The organism is Thermogemmatispora onikobensis (genome assembly GCF_001748285.1).
Lineage (GTDB): Bacteria > Chloroflexota > Ktedonobacteria > Ktedonobacterales > Ktedonobacteraceae > Thermogemmatispora > Thermogemmatispora onikobensis.
This window is the reverse complement of the sequence record NZ_BDGT01000003.1, coordinates 146,752-165,341: the sequence shown is the minus strand read 5'-3', so window position 1 is coordinate 165,341 and position 18,590 is coordinate 146,752. Positions and strand designations below refer to the sequence as shown.

Here is an 18,590-nt window from a genome sequence, read left to right as displayed (position 1 = left end):
GTCAGTCAGTCAGTCAGTCAGTCAGTCAGTCAGTCAGTCAGTCAGTCAGTCAGTCAGTCAGTCAGTCAGTCAGTCAGTCAGTCAGTCAGTCAGTCAGTCAGTCAGTCAGTCATGTCTGCGAGGTAGTCAACGCCATCTTCCCATCAAGAGAACGTCATAGGAGCGGATGTTTATGCGGTCAGAGTCCTCGAAAATCGCAGTCAACGGAGGGGAAGAGAGCCGGGGGACAGTGAGGGCGGCCAACGAAGTGCTGAGTGGCCACACCAGGCGTGGTCTTCTGCGTCGGGTTCTTCCTTTTTTGGGGCCGGCCTTCATTGCCAGCGTAGCCTATATTGACCCAGGCAACTTCTCGACCAATATTCAGGGAGGGGCCAGCTTCGGCTACCTGCTACTGTGGGTGATCGTGGCCAGTAACCTGATGGCCATGCTCATTCAGGCCCTCTCTGCCAAGCTAGGAATTGCCACCGGGCTGAATCTGCCCGAGATGTGTCGCACCTATTTCCCGCGTCCTGTTGTATGGGCCATGTGGCTCCTGGCTGAAATCGTGGCGATGGCCACCGATCTTGCTGAATTTCTCGGAGCCGCCGTAGGTTTTCAGCTCCTCTTTCACATCCCCCTTTTACTCGGCGGCCTTCTGACAGCCATCGTCACCTTCCTGATCTTAGGACTAGAACGCTACGGATTTCGCCCCTTGGAGGCGGTCATTAGTGCGCTAGTGGGCATCATTGCGCTTTGTTACGTCATCGAGACCATCCTGGTGCGGCCTGCCTGGGGGACCATTGCCTATCATGCCCTTGTGCCGCAATTTGCCGGTCCCGAGAGCATTCTTCTGGCCTCGGGCATCCTGGGGGCTACCGTCATGCCCCATGTCATCTATCTGCATTCGGCCCTCACCCAGGGGCGGATCGTTGTCCGTGACCCTGTGCGTCTCAAGCGCCTCTTCCGCTATGAGCTACTCGATGTTCTGATCGCGATGGGCATTGCTGGTTTTGTCAATGCGGCCATGCTCATTATGGCTGCTGGCACCTTTTTTCAGGCTGGACTGCGCCAGGTTGGCACTCTTGAAGAGGCTTATCGTACCCTGCAGCCTCTGCTCGGGAGTGCCGCCAGTTGGGTTTTTGCTATTTCCCTCCTCATTTCGGGGCTCTCATCCTCGACCGTAGGCACGATGTCGGGCCAGGTCATTATGCAAGGCTTTCTCCATCGCCAGATCCCCGTCTGGTTGCGGCGTCTCGTGACCATGCTGCCATCTCTGCTCGTGATCATGCTTGGCCTGGAACCGACGAGAACCCTGGTCATCAGCCAAGTGGTGCTCAGCTTTGGCATCCCTTTTGCTCTCGTGCCTCTGATCCTCTTTACGCAGCGCCATGATATCATGGGGATATTAGTCAACAGCCGACTGACGACCATTCTGGCCTGGTTGGTTGCCGGTCTGATTATAGCTCTCAATGTCTTTCTCTTGTATCAGGTCTTTACAGGAGGCTGGTAAAATGTTGCCTGCTTGTGAGCAAGGAGAAAGCGATCGCGGTCAGCAGCAGGCTATCAAGCGAGGAGCTGGGGAGCGTGTTGCGCGAGAGTCTGGGCCTGACCTGGGGAGCGAGTGTGAGAAAGTCTTTGCGGGGAAGAGTGGCAGGCTAAGACTCCTCGTTCCCTTAGATGGCTCGCGCCTGGCCGAGGCTGTGCTTCCGAGTGCAGCGGCCCTGGCCCAGCGCTATCAAGGTGAGATCGTGCTCCTGCATATTCTGGAGCAACATCCGCCGTCTCAGGTACATGGTGAACGACATCTACGCGACCGTGCTGAGGCTGAGATCTACCTTGAAGAGGTAGCTGCGCGTCTGCGCTTGGAAGATCTGGCGGTTGCTGTGCATGTTCACGAGAATCGGGAACAGAGCGTTGCGCGGGGCATTGTGGAGCATGTGGAGGAGTTAGAGAGCGACCTCGTGGTCATGTGTACACATGGCAATGGAGGTGTACGTGATCTTCTCTTCGGCAGCATTGCCCAGCAGGTGCTGCAGCGAGGTTCTTGCCCTATCTGGCTAGTCCAGCCGCGCAAAGATGGGAGCGCGCCGTCCTTCAAGCTAAGACGCATTCTAGTGCCTCTCGATGGGACCCCGGAACACGAGCCGGCGTTGCCGGCGGCCACTGCTCTGGCGCGCGCTTTTGAAGCCGGGCTATGCCTGGTCTTTGTGATCCCGACGCTCACAACCTTAGTGGGAGAGGCGGCGGTCTCAGGTACCATGTTGCCTGCCACTATGCACGCCGTCCTTGACCTGGCTGAACAGGGGGCACGCTCCTATTTACAGCAGGTTGTCGAGGAGTGTCAGAAGCAGGGAGTCAAGGCTCAAGGGGAAGTCTTGCGAGGCGAGACCGTGCTGGAGGTTGTCAAGCTGCTTGAGCGCCAGGAGATAGATCTGGTTGTTCTGGCCAGCCACGCTCGGGCTGGGCTAGATGCGCTGCTGAGTGGCAGTGTAGCCCCACGCCTAGTAGGGCGCGTGAGCGTACCGCTGCTGCTGGTGCGCGCCACAAGCCTGTGACGGCAACGTCATGGCTGACGGCTAGCCAGCGCCCCGGCCTGGCTGCTACCTTATTCAAGATGAGAGGCTGGGCTGGAGGCAGTCTGTTGAATCGTCCTCGTCTTCCTGAAGGCTCACCGTGATCTGTTCCGCCAGTTCGGCGCTCAGCAGGTGCTCAACGGCCTGGCTCTCCTCGCCGACGAGGATGCGCAGCGGCCCACCGAAGGGGACCCGTTCAATCACGCGCACTTGCACTTCTGGATACAGGCCCATCTGTCCCAGATAGCGCAGCTTGGCTGCGTCTTGATCATTGACGCGCAGAATACGGGCTGTTTGCCCTTCAGGCACCTGCAATAAGGGCTGGCCTGGGCGTTGAGCAATGACCCCTTCCTTACTGGGAATGGGGTCCCCGTGGGGATCAACGGTCGGGTAGCCGAGGAGGGCGTCGAGCCGCTCCTCAAACTCTTCCGAGATCACGTGCTCCAAGCGATCGGCCTCCTCATGCACTTTGTCCCAGCTATAGCCCAGTTCGCGTGCCAGATACAGTTCCAGCAGCCGGTGATGGCGAATGACCTCCTTCGCCTTGCGCTCTCCCAGCGGGGTCAGGCAAACGCCGCGGTAAGGAGTATGCTGGACCCAGCCGGCCTTGGCAAACTCTTTAAAGAGCAAGGTCACGGTAGCGTCGCTGACCCCCAGACGCTCGCTCACCGCCGAGGTTGAGACTTTTTGGCCGCGCTCCTGCATAGTGTAGATGACCTTCAAGCAATCGCTGACGCGCGGGGCCAGTGCCTGTATCGGTTCATCCATGCGCTCATATCCCGATTCTGAAATTTCTAATGCAGGAAATCTATATCACATCTTCAGCATGTAGGCAAGGCATGGCAAGGGACCGCCTGGCAAGGGTGGGCAGCAGTTGGGTGGGCCAGTGGAGCCGTGCCGTTGAGCGGTCGATCGCCAGCGTGGCCCGAGCCTGGTACCTGTCCACCGGCCAGGTCGCAAGGGCTTTTCTCACCAGAAGGCCAGCACCATTGTCACCACCCCGTAGAGGAGACAAACCATGCCCAGAGCATAGTAAGCCAGGGATTCAGCAATGCCATTCAAGACTGCAGCCAGGAGCACAAGCGGGATGCCGATGAGCAGGGTCAGGCCCTCGGCCAACAGACGTTTACCCAGACGCAGATGGGGATAGCGATGAAGGAGCAATACGAGGGGGAGAACCACCAGCTCACAGGCGCCGACTCCCAGTATGAGGCTGCCCATCACTATCGAGGGCATCGATAAGGAGAGGCCGCCCACGCCGAAAAAAGCGAAAAAGGCTCCCCACAGGTAGAGCAAGGTGCTGATCACACTCTCCCCCCAGCCCCGGCGCCGTTGCTGCTGCTCTGGTGAGAGAGAGACAGACAGGGCCCCGGAGAGAGGATACGGTCCTGGCTTCTGTGCTCTCGCTCCCTGTGCATAAGGATCAAAGGCCGCCCCTTCCAATGAATAGGAGGGGACTGCAATCTCTGGTGAAGCAAGCAGGGGTGTCAAAGACCTGTACTGCCGCTCGTCCAAGGGATTGGGCAGATCCGAGGCGAGTGGAAGCCGGGCATTCACATAGCCTGCCTGCTCTTCTCGTGGCAGCAGCTCAGTCAGATCGGTGTACGCCTCTGCCAGGGTACTGCCGCAAAAGGCGCAGAAACTACTTGCCGTATCATTCTCACGACCACAGCTGGGACAGCATCTTTTCATCGCACTTTTTACGCGGCAGAGATGAAGGCCGCGCCCTCCCCAAATTTCAAACACGAGAAACCAACGCGCCACCTAGCCTGACCCCCTGCAGGCACTAGCATCAGCTGTCGTGGCGCTACCAGACCGGAGCGCGAGCACCATGTCTCTCTTGTCTGGCTCAACGCGCGCCGCAGCCAGGGACCCTGTTGGTCTTCCTCCCTCTCTTTCGTGGCAGCCCCCAGGGGCCGGTGCAGATTGGTAAAAGCAAGTGAGATAGGCCCTCCCTCGACAGAGCGCCTGGCCTCACAAGTGCTTCCTGTCGGTCAGCCTCGGACTTTCTCGCTTCCCAACTGGCCAGGGCGGACGGCAGATCCCTGTGGTTGGTATATCCGCTTTTCTGCCTGGGAGAGCTACTTTTTCATTCTAATCTGACCGTGGAGAAAAGGCAATGGCAAGCGAGAACAAAAGGTTGCTCTCTCCTCATGTTGTCTCTTAAAACCGTTCGGCCTGGTTGTATACTTACGGCTCTCTGAGCCTGGTGCGCGTCTGTGCTAGATCAGCGGGGGGGCCATACGCTGCACTGCGAGATGGTGAAGGAGTGGGGGCTGGCCAGAGGGCAGATCAGGTCTTGTGGTGAGCCAGAGCGAAGCGACCGACTCTTTCTCCGCCTGCTCTGGCTCAGCTCAGCGTATGCCTTGCCCTTTTATTCAGGAGTGCGAGCGGCGAGCGGCGATGAAGGAAGCGTACCAGTAGCCGCTATCCTTGACAATGCGCCGCTGAGTGGGGTAGTCCACATAGACGATGCCGAAGCGCTTGCTGTAGCCGAAAGCCCACTCAAAGTTATCCAACAGCGACCAGACAAAGTAGCCGCGGACAGCGGCCCCTGTGGCCAGGGCTTCGCCCAGGGCCTGGATATGTTGGCTCAGGTAGGCAACCCGACAACCATCGTGGATATGCTCGTTGCCATCCCATTCATCGTGAAAAGCAGCCCCATTCTCGGTTACCACCATTGCCTTTGGTTGATAATCCCGTTGAAGACGCAGCAGCAGATCCTTTAGACCGGAAGGATAGACCTCCCAGCCCATTTCCGTATAGCAGGAACCGGGGACTGAGGCCAGCGCTTCATGGGCCAGACGAGCAGAGATCGGCTCGCCGTTAGCCGGAGCGTTAGCGCGTACCAGCAGGCGGGTGTAGTAATTGACTCCCAGGAAATCCGTGGGCGCGGCAATCAGCTCCAGATCAGTTGGCTCCATTCTTGGAGGTTGGACCTGCAAAGCCGAGAAGAGCGCTTCAGGATAGCGGGCGCAGTAGAGAGGCTCGATGAACCAGCGGTTATGGAAGACATCGGCCTGCTGCGCACTTTCCTGGGTCTCGGGCCGCTCATCGGCTGGATAGACGGGGGTGAAGTTCAAAACAATGCCCAGTTGTGCGTCGCTGCGAGTATGGGTGCGCAGACGTGGCAAGGCCAGAGCATGGGCCAGCAGCAGATGGTGACCGGCGATAATAGCAGCCTGGAGGTCGCGCAGGCCCGGGGCGTGCTCGCCAGAACCATGACCAAGATAGGCGCTGCACCAGGGTTCATTGAGCGTTGCCCACCAGCGTACGCGGTCGCCCAGGCGACGGGCCACAATCTCTGCATAGTCGGCAAAGGCCAGAGCCGTCTCGCGGTTAAGCCAGCCACCATCTCCCTGGAGCGCCAGGGGCAGGTCCCAGTGGAACAGTGTAATCAGCGGCGTGATCTCGTGAGCGAGCAAGCAATCAACAAGGCGCTCATAGAAATCAAGACCACGGCTGTTGACTGAACCTTTGCCCTGGGGGAGCACCCGCGGCCAGGAGATCGAGAAGCGGTAGGCCCCGATGCCCAGACGGGCCATCAGAGCGACATCCTCCTCCATACGGTGATAATGGTCGGCGGCGATATCACCGGTGTCGCCCTGGTAGGTCTTGCCAGGGGTCCCTGAGAAAGCGTCCCAGATAGAAGGACCGCGTCCATCCTCATAGGCCGCACCCTCAATCTGATAAGCTGACGTGGCCACTCCCCATAAGAAATCGGGCGGAAAACTGGCGCTGACCTCCAGAGCCTCTGGATGGTGCTGGATAGCAGGAGCTGTACGCGCTGGTTGACCCATTAATCCTCCTTGTTCAGATGGAGCGGCGAGGAGCCGCTTGCCGGAATAGTATAGTTCGGGCCGGGCTGCGACCGGCTGTATCGCTGTGGCTGCCATAGGTGTTGTCTCTGTCTCCCCCGATGCTGCTGATAGAATGTCGAACAGATAGAGATCGTTCAATTCTCTATCAGAGTATATTGCCTGAAAACTCGGCTCGCCCGTGCACAGGCCCAGGCTGAGCGAGGCTAGCTGATACTTCCCCCTGGCTCCGGCGACGCAAGGTAAGCAGACAAAGTTTGAATAAAGATGGGGCGACCGCAAGTGCAGTCGCCCCATCGGTGAGTGATGGCGATTACCCCTGCGGCATCCCTGCCTGTCAAACTCACGTCCATGTCTGCTTTCCAGGCGAGAAGAAGCATCCCTACTAAGCTGAAGGGGTAATAAGCAGGTGAGAGAGAGAAGCACCGGAGAGCCATCATTGCCTTCTCGTCGCTTGCTCGCTCACTCGCTCTCTCACGTGCTCAGGAATGTCTGCTTGCTTATGGCCAGCTGGAACAGCGCTAACGCCTCACTGCGGTGGTACTCCTCTCTCTCTGAGAGGTATCATCAACCTCTCATCGTTTGAGAAGGACAACAGGATCAGTCTCACCAGGATGGCAGGTAATACCGGTCATATCCCTGTAGAAACCTGGCCTGGCTGTCGCTCGGACTGCACTCGCGCACTCGCTCATTCATCGCTCAAAGAATGTTCTTGTTCCTGTCGACGATGCAAAGTCAATGCTCCGCACGACTCGCGAATCACCAGGCGAGTGGGAAGCTGGATGCGGATGGGAGGCTGATATCCACCCTCCGTGCCAGTGGTGGGCTGCCATGACTGCCCATGCAGCAGCGAGAGCAGCAGCTCGACAGCGTTACGCCCCATCTCATAGAATGGCTGCTTGATGGTCGTCAATGTTGGCCTCACATGCGCCGAGAGGGGAATATCGTCGAAGCCAACGACAGCAAGATCCTGGGGAATGCGCAGGCCCAGGGCCTCAGCGGCACTCAAGAAACCGAAGGCCATCTGATCATTGGCGATGAAGAGAGCCTCGGGACGCTCCGCAGGTGGTAGCGCAGCCAGAGCTGCAGCGCAGGTTCGTCCACTGCTCGTCTCGAAGGTGCCGTTGAAGACCAGGGCCGGATCAAAAGGAAGACCGGCGTCATCGAGGGCCTGGCGATAGCCCTGGTAGCGCTCCTGCGCGCAGCGAAATTCGGTGGGACCTTGCAGGTGAGCGATGCGCCGGTAGCCGAGGCGGATCAGGTGCAGAGTGGCCTGATAGGCACTGACGCAGTTGTCAATGCCGACCGACGGTAGCTCCGGCGAAGGTCCCTGGTCGTCGATCACAACCACCGGCAAGCCCTGAGAGGCGAGCTGCAGCAGGCGCGGGGTCAGCGGTCCTGGTTGAATGACTAGCAGGCAGGAGGTCAGCCCCAGCGCCAAAATGCGGTTGACAATCGTCGTTGGACTCTGGCCAGCATTCGTACTGTAGAGGACAATCTCATAGTCGGTGTGCTCGATCGCTTCGGCCACGCCGCGCAGGATCTCAGGAACGGTCGGCTGTGTCAAAGGCGGAGCCAACACTCCTACCAGTCGGCTCCTTCCTCCGGCCAGCCCCGCAGCTGCCAGGCTGGGTACGAAACCTTGTTCGTGCATGACACGCAGCACTCGCTCGCGTGTCTCTGCCTTCACATTGCTGCGCTCGTTGAGCACCCGCGAAACTGTGGCCTTCGATACACCTGCCAGCCGAGCAATATCCTCAATCGTCACCTTTGGCTTCATACTGCCTGCTCCCTCCCTGCTGCATTCCCAGGTTTATCCTCTTCTCTCTCTTCAACACCTTCCATTGCCCCCCTCTCATGGCCTTCAGGATGAAAGCGGTTTCATCGCTTTCTACGTAAGCATAATATGAAACCGCTTTCATGTCAAGAGGGCAAGGCTACGCCGGCGTCACTGCCCGAAGGTGGGCGCGCTGAGGGAGCGACAGAAGCGAGCTCGTCTGGCGCTCAGGCTCCCAGGTAGGCGGTGCGCACGCGCTCGTTTTGCAGCAGCTCGCTGCCTGTTCCTTCAAGGACAATATGGCCGTTTTCAAGGACATAAGCGCGGTCAGCTCGCTCCAGAGCAATCTGCACGTCCTGTTCGACCAACAGAAGGCTCAGTCCCTTCTCGCGATGGATGGCATCGAGCGCGCTGAGCAGATCATCCACAACCTGGGGAGCCAGGCCCAGTGAAAGCTCATCGATCAGCAACAGCTCAGGGTGGCTCATTAAGCCGCGGCCAATAGCGCACATCTGTTGCTCGCCGCCCGAGAGCGAGCCAGCCAACTGGCGGCGGCGCTCGCGGAGCTTTGGCAGAAGCGTATAGACTTCCTCCAGCTCCTGTTTGATGGCCTGCTGTGAGCCAGCGCGCCTGGTATAGGCCCCGAGCAAGAGGTTTTCCTCCACGGTCAGTGCACTGAAGAGGCGCCGGCCCTGGGGGACGTGGCTCAGGCCCAGCCGGACGATCTCCTCGGCTCGTCGGTGGGTAACATCATATCCGGCGAAGCGAATGTGGCCTGCCCAGGCTGGTAAGAGGCCCGAGAGGGTGGCCAGCAAGGTCGACTTTCCTGCGCCATTGGCGCCGACCAGGGCCACCAGTTCGCCGCGGTGCACTTCCAGTGAAACATCCCACAACACGCGCGTTTCATCGTAACCGCTCTCCAGGTGCTCTACTTCCAGCAGTGCCTGACGGAGCTCCGGGTCTAAATGGGGAGCCGCTGCGCCCTGTCGGGAAGTGGGTTCCATGTGGGCGCTCGAAGCGCCCGATCCTGAACGTGGCTCCGGTAGCTGCATCCCTACTCCTCCTTCTCATCCCTTTGGGGGACCGGGCGTGCTGTACCCAGACGAGCCTGCTGCGTGCGCGCGTAGCGCTCACCCAGGTAGGCTTCGATGACGCGCTGATCTGTCAAGACCTGTTCTGGGGGGCCCTCAGCGATCTTGCTGCCCTGATGCAAGACCATGATGCGCTGCGACAGCCCCATGATTGCCTGCATCACATGCTCAATGACCAGCACAGTTACCCCGCTAGCGTGGATGGCTCGAATCAGCGTGATCGCTTGTTCCACCTCGGTAGGCGTCAGGCCGGCCATCACCTCGTCGAGCAGCAGCAGCTCTGGCTCCAGTGCCAGAGCGCGGGCCAGCTCCAACCGCTTGCGATCGGCGACCGTGAGCTGATCCGCCCGGAAATGGGCCTTGGCCGCCAGGCCGACGCGCTCCAGCACCGTCTCCGCAACCTCGCGCGCTGCTATCTGTTTGAGACCACGTCGTCCGAAGAGGGCGCCGATCATCACGTTTTCGTGTACGCTCAGGCCCTTGAACGGCTGAGTTACCTGAAAGGTGCGGGCAATGCCTAAAGAGGCCCGTCGGTGAGGAGGCAGGCGACTGATATCCTGGCTGCGGTAACGAATCTGTCCGCTGCTCAAGGGCAGTGAGCCGCTGATCAGGCCGATCATGGTAGTCTTGCCGGCGCCGTTGGGGCCGATAATGCCTACAATCTCGCCGCGCCGGACGGCAAAGTCGAGCTGCTTGACGGCGGGGAGTCCGTCGAAGAACTTGCTCACGCCCCGCAGCTCTAGCAATGGCTGCGGCTCCTGCTGTCTTCCTGTGCCTGCTGGCTCAGACACCGTTGGCGGCGATAACACGTCGGACACGTCGCACTCCTTCTACCAGCAACTGCCGGCGGCTTACCCCAGGGGCCAGCGGGCGGAAAAATTCCTGCACGAGGCCCACCAGGCCCTGGGGAATGAATATGGTGACAATCGCAATCGTCAGGCCCAACAGCGAGTTGTGGAACGCCGAGCCACTGATTTGAAACTGGAACGAGAGTAGCTCGAACAGAATGGCGCTGATGAGGGGACCGAGCAGCGTCCCTGCTCCACCGAGCACGGTCAAGAGGACCATCTCCACCGAAATGCCGACATCAAAGACTGTCGGCGGGTCAAAGCCGGTCGACCAGTAGGCGTAGAGGCCGCCAGCGAGGGCTGTGGGCACAGCGCTGAGCACAAAGGCCCCTATCTTATACCAGTAAGTCGGAATTCCCATTGCCTCAGCGGTCTCTTCGCTCTCGCGAATGGCGATCAGCGCATAGCCGGGTTTGCTACGCGCCAGATAGGCAGTCAGCAGGAAACATGCCAGAGCCAGCAACCAAAAAAGGAAGTAAAAAGCGGCATCGGAGAGGGCTGGCAGAGGCAGCTCAACCTCGCCGCCGCTGCCACCAAGGTTGCGAATGGCGACGAGTTCGCGCGTAGCTTCGGCGATCCCTAGTGTCGCGATAGCGAAATAGTGTCCCCGCAGGCGCAGAACGGGTAAACCAAGCAGAAAGGCCAGCAAACCGGCGATCACGGCTCCGGCCACTAGCCCGAGCCAGAATGGCTGACCAGCCAGCACCAGCAAGCCGGTGCTATAGGCGCCGACGCCGAAAAAGAAAACGTTCCCAAAAGAGGCATAGCCGGTGAAGCCGCCCAGGAAATTCCAACTTTGAGCAAGGGCGGCGAACATCAAAATCAAGGTCCAGGTATGGAGTGTAGCGGCGTCGCCGCTCAGCGGAATCAGGGCCGCCAGAGCCAGGATCATCAAGCCCGTCAGCAGCGACCAGAGCCAGCGAGTGCCTGGCCTTGGCTGGGCTGGCTGCTGCTCTGCTGTCGGCTCAGAGGTAGTAGTAGTGGGCGACGTTGAAGGCTTACGCCTCGGTCCAGACATCGTGTCTCTCCTTCTTGCCTTTAGCTCACCGTCATCGTCGTTCAAGCGTAGAAGGCCTTGCCCAGAATACCGCGCGGACGGATGATCAGCACCAAGACCATCAGGGCGAAGGCAATGGCGTCATCATAGCCGGGGCCGATGCCTGGGAGCAAAGGAACAACCGTTTCGGCCAGGCCAAAGACCAGCCCACCAGCGAGGGCGCCCCAGGGGGTTCCCAAGCCCCCGAGCACGACAATGACGAAGGCTCGCAGCGTGAAAACGCCCCCTTGTGACGGGTCAAAGGGATACAGCTCAACCAGCATAGCCCCTGCCGCACCGGCCAGAGCCGCCCCAAGGCCAAAGGTGAGGGCGTAGATGCGGTCAATGCGGATGCCCATCAGGCGTGCTGCGTCGCGATCCATACCGGTGGCCAGAATAGCGTTCCCCGTGCGAGTACGTTGTAGAAAGAGGCTCAGGGCGGCTGTCAGGAGCACGGCGATCAGAGCGGCTAGCAGACGATCAAAAGGAATGTGCAGAGCCCCCAGCGTCAGGCCAAAGCCACTGTACGCGGTATTAATCGAGCGCCGGTCACTGGTAAACAAGAGCTGGACCACGTCGGCAATGAGCAGATCGAGGCCGAAAGTGAGCAGGAACGTCATCAGAAAAGGTGCACGAATAACGCGATTAATCGCCACATATTGCACGACCCAGCCCAGGCAGAAGAGCAGCAGCATGGTCAAAGGGAGGCCGAGAAACGGATCGATGTGCAGCTGCGTAAAGGCCCAGTAGGCAGTATAGGCCCCGACCAGGATGAAAGCGCCGTGGGCGAGATTGACGATATTCATGATCCCCCACACCAGCGAAAAGCCCAGGGCTACCGCGGCGTAGAGACTGCCCAACAGCAGCCAGTTCACAATTACCTGCACAATCAGCATCGCAGATACCTCTCTATGAAAGGGAAGCCTGCGCACAGGCAGGCTTCCGACAGCTAAAGCCAGCATCGCTCTGCCCCTCATTGACTGGTAGTGGCGGACCCGGGGCAGCGTTCTCCTTTCTCGTTCTCACTCTTGCTCAGCGAACTCGTGAGGAACGCTAGCGCTGAGAAAAAGGAGGAGTTGGATAGAGCAGCTGCGCGTTAGCGACCTCCTTCGGGTAGACGGTCGCCACCTGGCCATTCTGGATCTGGATAGTAGCCATCGGCTTAAACGTATTGGCTCCGGTGGCATCGAAACGAATGACACCATAGAAGGTCATAATATTGAGCCGGGCCAGGGCATCGCGTACCTTCTGAGGGTCGATTGAACCAGCATTCTGGATCGCGTACTGGAAGGCCAGGCCAGCGGCGGTGGACTCGGCAGACTGATAGGAGGGTTCATGGCCGAAGGTCTGCTTGTAGATCCGCTCATAGTTGGCCGGAGTCCCAAAGAAGTCGATGCCCTGGTAGTGCTCCTGGGGGGTCCACTGTGAAGACCCCAGGACGTAGTTCGCGTCGGGTCCGAGCGAAGTGATGAAGTCAGGGGTAGCGGGACCAACCGTGAAGGCATAGAGTTTGGCATTGATATTGAGCTGCTTGCATTCCTTCATGGTCGTTACGGCTTCACTTTCATGGCCCGAGCCAAGCAGCATGTCGGGGACACCGCCGTGGGCTGAAGTTTTCAAGGCCGTCAGTACTCCTGTCAGGTCGGTAGCCCCTGATGGATAGGTCTGGTAGTACACGACCTCTATGCCCTGACTGCGGGCGAAGTCGCGGGCGGCGGTGGCCACCTCCTCAGAGAAGGAGTCATTGGCCGAAATAATCGCCACCGTCTTCGGCGGATTGGGCAGGCTCAGGGCTGCTTCCAACATGACCTTGGCGTATTCGGAAGCCGGGCTGAGCACGCCGAAAATGTAGTGGAAGCCACGAGAGAAAATCGCTTTGGCGGCGCCGTTGGCTTCGACCATGGGGATCTTGTAGCGTTCAGCGATAGCTTCATCCTGCAGGGTGGCCGATGTGCCATAGGGGCCAAGGAGGAAATTGACCTTATCAGCGGTAATTAATTGCTGCGTGAGTTGAGCGCTCCGGGTGGGACTGCTGCCATCATCATAGTACTTGAGCGCGACCTGGTAGGTGGTGTTCCCCACTTTAATGCCGCCGTGGGCATTGACCTCTTTCACCCAAAGCTGGTAGCCTTCCAGAGTAAGATGGCCTTCGGTCGCAGTGGACCCCGTGAGCGAAAGCGGAGCCCCAAAGAGCAAGGTGTTGCTACTGCTCGCGGTCCCACCACAGGCCAGCAATCCTGGCGAGCAGAAGAGAGCGAGAAGTAGCGAGAGAAGGGCAGTCGGCAACGGCGAGCGCACTGCGCTGCTCCGGGACTGAAAGGACGAGTCGTGTCCCGTGTGCGCAAGATAGCGCCGCGGGAGGTGGAGGTAGCTGAAAAGGCGAGTCATGGCTTCTCCCCCATCGTTGGGTTCTCCGGGTGGCGCTGGAGCTGTCAGCACCGGCGTAACAAGATGACTGGCGCTGCGCCTGGCCCGAGGCGGACGCGGAGAGCGCGAGATGGACCAGGCGATAACCTAGTCGCACAGCACGGTCAGCCTGTCCTTGCCTGACCTCCCCTTCCAGGGCTGCCCGCCAACGGCAACACCTGGCCTGGGCGCTGTCTCCTTTGCTTCGCTTCACTGCCTGTCCATCTCTGCAATGCATCGCTGCGCTGGTCAAATAGATTGAACAATTTCTATTATAATAGGTCAGACAGGGAGCGGTAAACTGGTAAAAGCCAGCGTTAATCGTTTAGCTGCTTATCCATGCTTGACCCGCTGAATTAAGCCTGTGGTTAGCCAATGCTGTCTGCAAGCGAAGAGAGGCAATGGTATGCACACACACTCCAATAATTCGCGATCCGGCCTGGCTTTGCAAGCCATCTGGCGACCGTGGACCCGGCTGGGTCGTTTCTGCCGCAATCAATATGCTGAGCTTGTCGCGGCAGTTCTCTTCCTTACCATCTTGCCGTTACCGGGACGGCGCCTATTAGCGGGGACCAAAGAGGAACGTGCCACGTTGATCGTGGGGAGCGTTTATTACCCTCTTGTCGGCCTGATCGTCGGAGCCATTCTCTGCTTGCTCGCAACCTTATTCGCCCCTCACGTTCCCGCCCTCGTGCTGGCGGCGCTGCTGGTCGTGGCCGAGATCATGCTCACGGGGGGCCTACACCTCGATGGAGTCATGGACAGTTGCGATGGTCTCTTTGGGGGCATTGGACGCGAGCGCCGTCTGGAAATCATGCATGATAGCCGTGTTGGTAGTTTTGGTGTGTTGGGTGCTTTTGCGCTATTGTTGCTGCGTTTCGCTATTCTGGCCAGTCTCCCCTTCTGGAGTTTGCTGGCGGCTCTCCTGGTTGCGCCGACCCTTGGGCGTTGGGCAATGGTGCTGGCTGGCGGCCTCTTCCCGGCGGCGCGTCCCGATGGGCTGGGGGCTGCTTTCCATCAGGCAGTGACCCTGCGTCGTCTCCTCCTGGCTGGCCTCGGCTCTGTACTCATTGCCCTCCTCTTCGCTCACCTCATCGGTCTCTTTGTCTGGTTACTGAGCAATCTTCTCATCCTTGGCCTGGGCCTGGCCGTGACCCGTTCGCTCGGTGGCCTCACGGGCGACATTTGTGGGGCCTTTGGCGAAATCTGCGAAGTATGTGCCTTGCTCCTCTTCCTCCTGATGCATGTTTCCCTTTAGATGAAGATAAGGAGTGCGTTTCACGTGAACAGAGAACATACTGAAGCTGAAGCCATCATCGCCCAGCTGACATTTATCTTGGGAGGGGCGCGCAGCGGCAAGAGCCGCTTCGCTCTACGTCTGGCGGCAACCAGCAAGCGGTCTGTTGCTTTTATTGCCACAGCAACGGCGAGCGATCAGGAGATGGTGGAGCGAATTCGTCGGCATCGGGCCGAGCGTCCTGGAGACTGGTATACCTTTGAAGAGCCGCTGCGGCTGGGCTGGGCTATTCAGCAAGCTGCCAGTGTTGCTGATGTGCTGCTGCTGGATTGTCTGACACTTTGGCTCAGCAACCTCTTGCTGTCCCAGGGGCGAGCGGAATCAGAGATTGCCCCGGTCAGCCCCGAGCTGGAGGCTCATGTGCTTGGGGAAGTTGAGCGGCTTCTGCAGGCAGCGCGCGCTCTGCGCCTTGATCAGCAGCTCATCGTGGTCTCTAACGAAGTAGGATTAGGCATTGTGCCGTTCTCCCCCCTGGGACGAGGCTATCGTGACCTCCTGGGTCTGGTCAATCAGCGCCTGGCTAGAGCCGCTGCGCGGGCCTATTTCCTCATCGCCGGCCTTCCTCTTGATCTCAAGCGCTGGCAGGCCGAAGGGCTAGAGGCCAGGCTTGATGATGACCTCTAGCCGCTACTCGTCTGAGCTGGTGGAGGGGTGAACACCAGTTGGGTAAGCAGTAGCACCTGCGAAGGTTTCAGGCTTTGCGGGAGATTTGCTGCAGCTGGCGACTGGCGATCACGAAAAAGGGAATGGCCAGCAGCTCAGCCAGCAAGCAAAAGATGATAGCGAGCGGTAACGCCAGGCTGTAGAGCAGGCCGATCAGGGCGCTGCCCAGGAACCAGCAGATACCATAGCCTGCGGTGAAGATACCGTAAGCAGAAGCCCGGCGGTGGCCAGGAACCATCAGGGCCACCGCGGCGGGAATAAGCGACTCGTGCACGCCCATGCCGAGACCCCAGAGGACCACGCCGAGCAGTGCCAGCCAGAAGCCCCCCAGGAACACCAGGGGGGCAAACAGAGCTGCCAGCGCTGTCAAAGGAATCAGAATGCCCATCCCCAGACGATCGAAGAGCCGTCCACACAGCAGTGAGCCTATGCCACTGCTTCCCATCGCAATGGCATAGAAGACCGGAACCAGGGTGGAGGGGACACTGGAGGCGCGGGTGAAATGATAGGCAATCAAAGGGAAATCGGCGAAGCCAGCCGCTACCAGAACAGCCCCGACCAGATAGATCCAGTACGTAGCCGACAGCTCTTGGCGGGCGGCCACCGGAGCGGCGGGTGCCAGCTCGTGAGGGCGGGGGTAGAGCAGACGCGCCAGCAAGAGGAGTAGCAGGGTCAGCGCTGCACTGATTGCCAGCGAGGCAAAGGCCAGGCGGTAGTTCCCCTGCCAGGCCAGTACCGCAGCCACTGCGAGTGGTCCCAGCAAGGCCCCAAACTGATCGAGGGCCTCGTGAAAACCAAAGGCCCAGCCATAGCCCATCTCGTGGGCGGCCTGTGAGAGCATGACGTCTCGCGGTGGATTACGGATCGCCTTACCGGCCCGTTCGAGAATGATCAATAAAGCGGCCAATGGCCAGCTACCCGCTACAGCTAGCAGAGGAACCGAGGCCATCTGTACCACATAGCCCACAATTGTCACCGGCCAGTATTTGCCAGTACGATCGCTCAGAGGACCAGAGACGAGGCGCAGACCGTAGCCAAGTAGCTCACCCAGCCCGGTTACGGCCCCAATCAAGGCGGCTCCAGCCCCGAGCAGTGCCAGATAAGGACCGAGAATGCCCCTGGCCCCTTCATAAGTGAAGTCCGCAAAGAAGCTCAAAATACCGATCAGTAACACGAAGCGAAAAGCCGCTCTTTTGAGCGTCAGGCTATTCATACTCAGCCTTTTTCCCTTTCTGCTCTCCTGGTTTATACGAGGAAAGAGCCGATAGACAGTGTCAAGACAAGATGGCCTGCTCGTCGAAGGCTCGGTGATGGTCGTTTTGTTCCCCACCACTGCGTTGCTGTCCCCCGCGCCCCTTATTTTATGCTCTTGTACGTATGCCCAGTAAGATAAGGAGAGCAGAGAAACGATCTTTCGCTCGGCTGGACTCAGCGGCCTCCTACCCTCTCTTCGGCTAGTGGCCTCGCGCTCAGTCGCTGTTGACTCCAGTAGGGTAGCATCCTTTGTCAAAAAACAAGGTTTGCGATCCGGGGGACAGGCGACCTATAATGAGAGGGCAGCCGCTCACGATGGAAGCACGTTTCATCTCCTTTTCCCCTCAAACCTCATCTCTGGAGCAGAGCATTGAAACAGGTATCAGCTGATGCAGAGATCCGTTCCATCTCCAACTGGCGCATGATTCTCTGTTGCGGCCTACTGACCCTGGTTGGGTTTAATCTCCGATCCATCATTCTGGGAGTCCCTCCAGTGCTACCGCTGGTACAGCATGATCTGGCGCTCTCTTATTTCGAAGTGGGCCTGTTGACAGCGCTCCCGCCGCTGACTCTTGGTGTGAGCGCCTGGTCGCTTGGTCTAGTCGTCGAGCGTCTCGGAGAGCGGGCCTGCGTCGCCATTGGTCTGCTTCTGCTGGGTATAGGGGCGATCCTGCGGGCCTTGTGGCCGTCGGCGGTGACGCTCTTTTGCTTTACTCTATTGCTCTGTCTCGGCATTGTGCTTGCTCAGACAGCCGTCCCGCCCCTGGCGCGTCACTGGTTCCCGCGCTCTGTTGGTCTCGTAACGGCCCTCTTTAGCGATGGTCTAATCATTGGGGAGGCGCTGGCTGCTGGACTGACTGTTCCCCTCATGCAGCGCTTCTTTGGTCCTGGCAACTGGCGAGCCACCTTTATTTTCTGGGGGGTGCCGGCGCTCGTCCTGCTGGTAGGCTGGCTTCTACTCGCGCCACGTGCAGAGACCGGCCAGCGTCGGGAGCTGCCGGAGGGGCCCCAGCTAGAAGCGGCCCCGCCGTCACTGCAGGAAGGAGAGGCTCGTCCTGCAAGAGCAAAGCAAGGGCGGCGTGTCAACGCCTGGCATCTGGGCATCTTACTTGGCGGAGGAAGCCTGATCTATTTCGGCATGAATGCCTGGATTGCCCCCTATAACACGGCTCTCCAGCGAGCAGCCGCCACTCCCCTGGTGCTAGGCGTTTTCAACACTGCCCAACTGCCATCGAGTCTGGTGGTCACCCTCTTTGCCCAGCGGCTGGCGGGGAGGCGCTGGCCCTTTATTGGGGCGGGCGTAGTTTGTGCGGTCTCGCTGATTGGTTGGCTCCTCTCGCCTGTCGGGCTGGGAGTCTTCTGGGCGGCCCTCATTGGTGCTGGCTCGGCCCTCGTCTTCACCCTCGGGGTAGCGCTGCCCGCCTTGCTGGCCTCGCCTGGTGAAGTTGCCCGGCTGACCGGCATGACCCTCTCGCTCACCTATGCAGTGGCCTTCATCGGGCCACTCATTGGCGGAGCCCTGTGGGATCATTTCGGACTGCCGGCCCTTGCCTTTCTTCCCGTCCTCATCGCCTGTCTATTCCTGATCATTCTGGGGGCCTTGCTGCCGGAGAGGCGGCCAGATCGAGAGGCCCCTCGCGCTGCCGGGCGGGGCCGGGTCGGTCTGGCCGTACGGAATGGCGCCGACCAGCCAGGATGAGTGGAGGCCGTCAGCCCCACCTGGCTCAGTGGGGCAAGAGCCATTGTTTGCTCGCACTTTGCCTGGTTGAAGACCCATTGCAAATCTTGCCCGATGCGCTATCATCAGGGAAGACAAGGAAATAGAGATTAGCAAGGGAGGCTACTCAA

The 18,590-nt window shown here is 59.4% G+C and carries 15 protein-coding genes; 5 read left to right on the top strand and 10 right to left on the bottom strand.

Annotated features, from left to right (window positions below):
- Positions 1 to 172: 172 nt before the first annotated feature.
- Both BGC09_RS02695 and BGC09_RS02690 read left to right on the top strand, forming a co-directional pair.
- The gene (locus tag BGC09_RS02695; RefSeq protein WP_084657874.1) at positions 173 to 1,489 is read left to right on the top strand and encodes an Nramp family divalent metal transporter; all 1,317 of its coding nucleotides are present in this window, start codon (positions 173 to 175) and stop codon (positions 1,487 to 1,489) included.
- Position 1,490: 1 nt separating this feature from the next.
- Positions 1,491 to 2,534, top strand: coding sequence for a universal stress protein (locus BGC09_RS02690; RefSeq protein WP_069801819.1), 1,044 nt, complete (start codon positions 1,491 to 1,493; stop codon positions 2,532 to 2,534).
- 54 nt (positions 2,535 to 2,588) lie between these two features.
- Here BGC09_RS02690 and BGC09_RS02685 read toward each other — a convergent pair whose 3' ends face one another.
- The 9 genes from BGC09_RS02685 to BGC09_RS02645 all read right to left on the bottom strand — a co-directional run bounded on the left by BGC09_RS02685 (position 2,589) and on the right by BGC09_RS02645 (position 13,510).
- The gene (locus tag BGC09_RS02685; protein ID WP_069801817.1) at positions 2,589 to 3,320 is read right to left on the bottom strand and encodes a metal-dependent transcriptional regulator; all 732 of its coding nucleotides are present in this window, start codon (positions 3,318 to 3,320) and stop codon (positions 2,589 to 2,591) included.
- A gap of 201 nt (positions 3,321 to 3,521) precedes the next feature.
- Positions 3,522 to 4,244 carry a zinc ribbon domain-containing protein gene (locus tag BGC09_RS02680; RefSeq protein ID WP_069801815.1) on the bottom strand — a complete coding sequence of 241 codons (723 nt, stop codon included), beginning with the start codon at positions 4,242 to 4,244 and terminating at the stop codon, positions 3,522 to 3,524.
- 686 nt (positions 4,245 to 4,930) lie between these two features.
- Positions 4,931 to 6,352 (bottom strand): GH1 family beta-glucosidase, encoded by a 1,422-nt coding sequence (locus BGC09_RS02675; RefSeq protein WP_084657866.1) that lies wholly within the window; start codon positions 6,350 to 6,352, stop codon positions 4,931 to 4,933.
- Positions 6,353 to 7,058: 706 nt separating this feature from the next.
- The gene (locus tag BGC09_RS02670; RefSeq protein WP_069801813.1) at positions 7,059 to 8,150 is read right to left on the bottom strand and encodes a LacI family DNA-binding transcriptional regulator; all 1,092 of its coding nucleotides are present in this window, start codon (positions 8,148 to 8,150) and stop codon (positions 7,059 to 7,061) included.
- Positions 8,151 to 8,374: 224 nt separating this feature from the next.
- Positions 8,375 to 9,199: an ABC transporter ATP-binding protein gene (locus tag BGC09_RS02665; RefSeq protein ID WP_218103938.1), complete on the bottom strand. Its 825-nt coding sequence runs from the start codon at positions 9,197 to 9,199 to the stop codon at positions 8,375 to 8,377.
- A gap of 2 nt (positions 9,200 to 9,201) precedes the next feature.
- Positions 9,202 to 9,984 (bottom strand): ABC transporter ATP-binding protein, encoded by a 783-nt coding sequence (locus BGC09_RS02660; protein WP_084657872.1) that lies wholly within the window; start codon positions 9,982 to 9,984, stop codon positions 9,202 to 9,204.
- Between the two features lie 37 nt (positions 9,985 to 10,021).
- Entirely contained in the window at positions 10,022 to 11,104 is a 1,083-nt protein-coding gene (locus BGC09_RS02655; protein ID WP_069801809.1) for a branched-chain amino acid ABC transporter permease, read from the bottom strand.
- 41 nt (positions 11,105 to 11,145) lie between these two features.
- Positions 11,146 to 12,018 (bottom strand): branched-chain amino acid ABC transporter permease, encoded by an 873-nt coding sequence (locus tag BGC09_RS02650; RefSeq protein ID WP_069801853.1) that lies wholly within the window; start codon positions 12,016 to 12,018, stop codon positions 11,146 to 11,148.
- A 157-nt stretch (positions 12,019 to 12,175) separates the two neighbouring features.
- Entirely contained in the window at positions 12,176 to 13,510 is a 1,335-nt protein-coding gene (locus tag BGC09_RS02645; RefSeq protein ID WP_084657865.1) for an amino acid ABC transporter substrate-binding protein, read from the bottom strand.
- A gap of 424 nt (positions 13,511 to 13,934) precedes the next feature.
- Between BGC09_RS02645 and cobS the strand changes: the two genes are divergently transcribed.
- Both cobS and cobU read left to right on the top strand, forming a co-directional pair.
- Positions 13,935 to 14,786, top strand: a complete 852-nt coding sequence (cobS, locus tag BGC09_RS02640) for an adenosylcobinamide-GDP ribazoletransferase (RefSeq protein WP_084657864.1) — start codon at positions 13,935 to 13,937, stop codon at positions 14,784 to 14,786.
- 24 nt (positions 14,787 to 14,810) lie between these two features.
- The gene (cobU, locus tag BGC09_RS02635) at positions 14,811 to 15,449 is read left to right on the top strand and encodes a bifunctional adenosylcobinamide kinase/adenosylcobinamide-phosphate guanylyltransferase (RefSeq protein ID WP_245688566.1); all 639 of its coding nucleotides are present in this window, start codon (positions 14,811 to 14,813) and stop codon (positions 15,447 to 15,449) included.
- 67 nt (positions 15,450 to 15,516) lie between these two features.
- Here the strand turns inward: cobU and BGC09_RS02630 are convergent, their stop codons facing one another.
- The gene (locus BGC09_RS02630) at positions 15,517 to 16,701 is read right to left on the bottom strand and encodes an MFS transporter (RefSeq protein ID WP_069801807.1); all 1,185 of its coding nucleotides are present in this window, start codon (positions 16,699 to 16,701) and stop codon (positions 15,517 to 15,519) included.
- 411 nt (positions 16,702 to 17,112) lie between these two features.
- On the opposite strand from BGC09_RS02630, the gene BGC09_RS02625 reads away from it, so the two are divergent.
- Positions 17,113 to 18,441, top strand: coding sequence for an MFS transporter (locus tag BGC09_RS02625; protein WP_069801805.1), 1,329 nt, complete (start codon positions 17,113 to 17,115; stop codon positions 18,439 to 18,441).
- Positions 18,442 to 18,590: the final 149 nt, after the last annotated feature.

Coding starts and splice junctions, on each gene's coding strand:
- BGC09_RS02695 (WP_084657874.1), top strand. CDS start 173: ATGCGGTCAGAGTCCTCGAAAATCGCAGTCAACGGAGGGGAAGAGAGC.
- BGC09_RS02690 (WP_069801819.1), top strand. CDS start 1,491: ATGTTGCCTGCTTGTGAGCAAGGAGAAAGCGATCGCGGTCAGCAGCAG.
- BGC09_RS02685 (WP_069801817.1), bottom strand. CDS start 3,320: ATGGATGAACCGATACAGGCACTGGCCCCGCGCGTCAGCGATTGCTTG.
- BGC09_RS02680 (WP_069801815.1), bottom strand. CDS start 4,244: ATGAAAAGATGCTGTCCCAGCTGTGGTCGTGAGAATGATACGGCAAGT.
- BGC09_RS02675 (WP_084657866.1), bottom strand. CDS start 6,352: ATGGGTCAACCAGCGCGTACAGCTCCTGCTATCCAGCACCATCCAGAG.
- BGC09_RS02670 (WP_069801813.1), bottom strand. CDS start 8,150: ATGAAGCCAAAGGTGACGATTGAGGATATTGCTCGGCTGGCAGGTGTA.
- BGC09_RS02665 (WP_218103938.1), bottom strand. CDS start 9,199: ATGCAGCTACCGGAGCCACGTTCAGGATCGGGCGCTTCGAGCGCCCAC.
- BGC09_RS02655 (WP_069801809.1), bottom strand. CDS start 11,104: ATGTCTGGACCGAGGCGTAAGCCTTCAACGTCGCCCACTACTACTACC.
- BGC09_RS02650 (WP_069801853.1), bottom strand. CDS start 12,018: ATGCTGATTGTGCAGGTAATTGTGAACTGGCTGCTGTTGGGCAGTCTC.
- BGC09_RS02645 (WP_084657865.1), bottom strand. CDS start 13,510: ATGACTCGCCTTTTCAGCTACCTCCACCTCCCGCGGCGCTATCTTGCG.
- cobS (WP_084657864.1), top strand. CDS start 13,935: ATGCACACACACTCCAATAATTCGCGATCCGGCCTGGCTTTGCAAGCC.
- BGC09_RS02630 (WP_069801807.1), bottom strand. CDS start 16,701: ATGAATAGCCTGACGCTCAAAAGAGCGGCTTTTCGCTTCGTGTTACTG.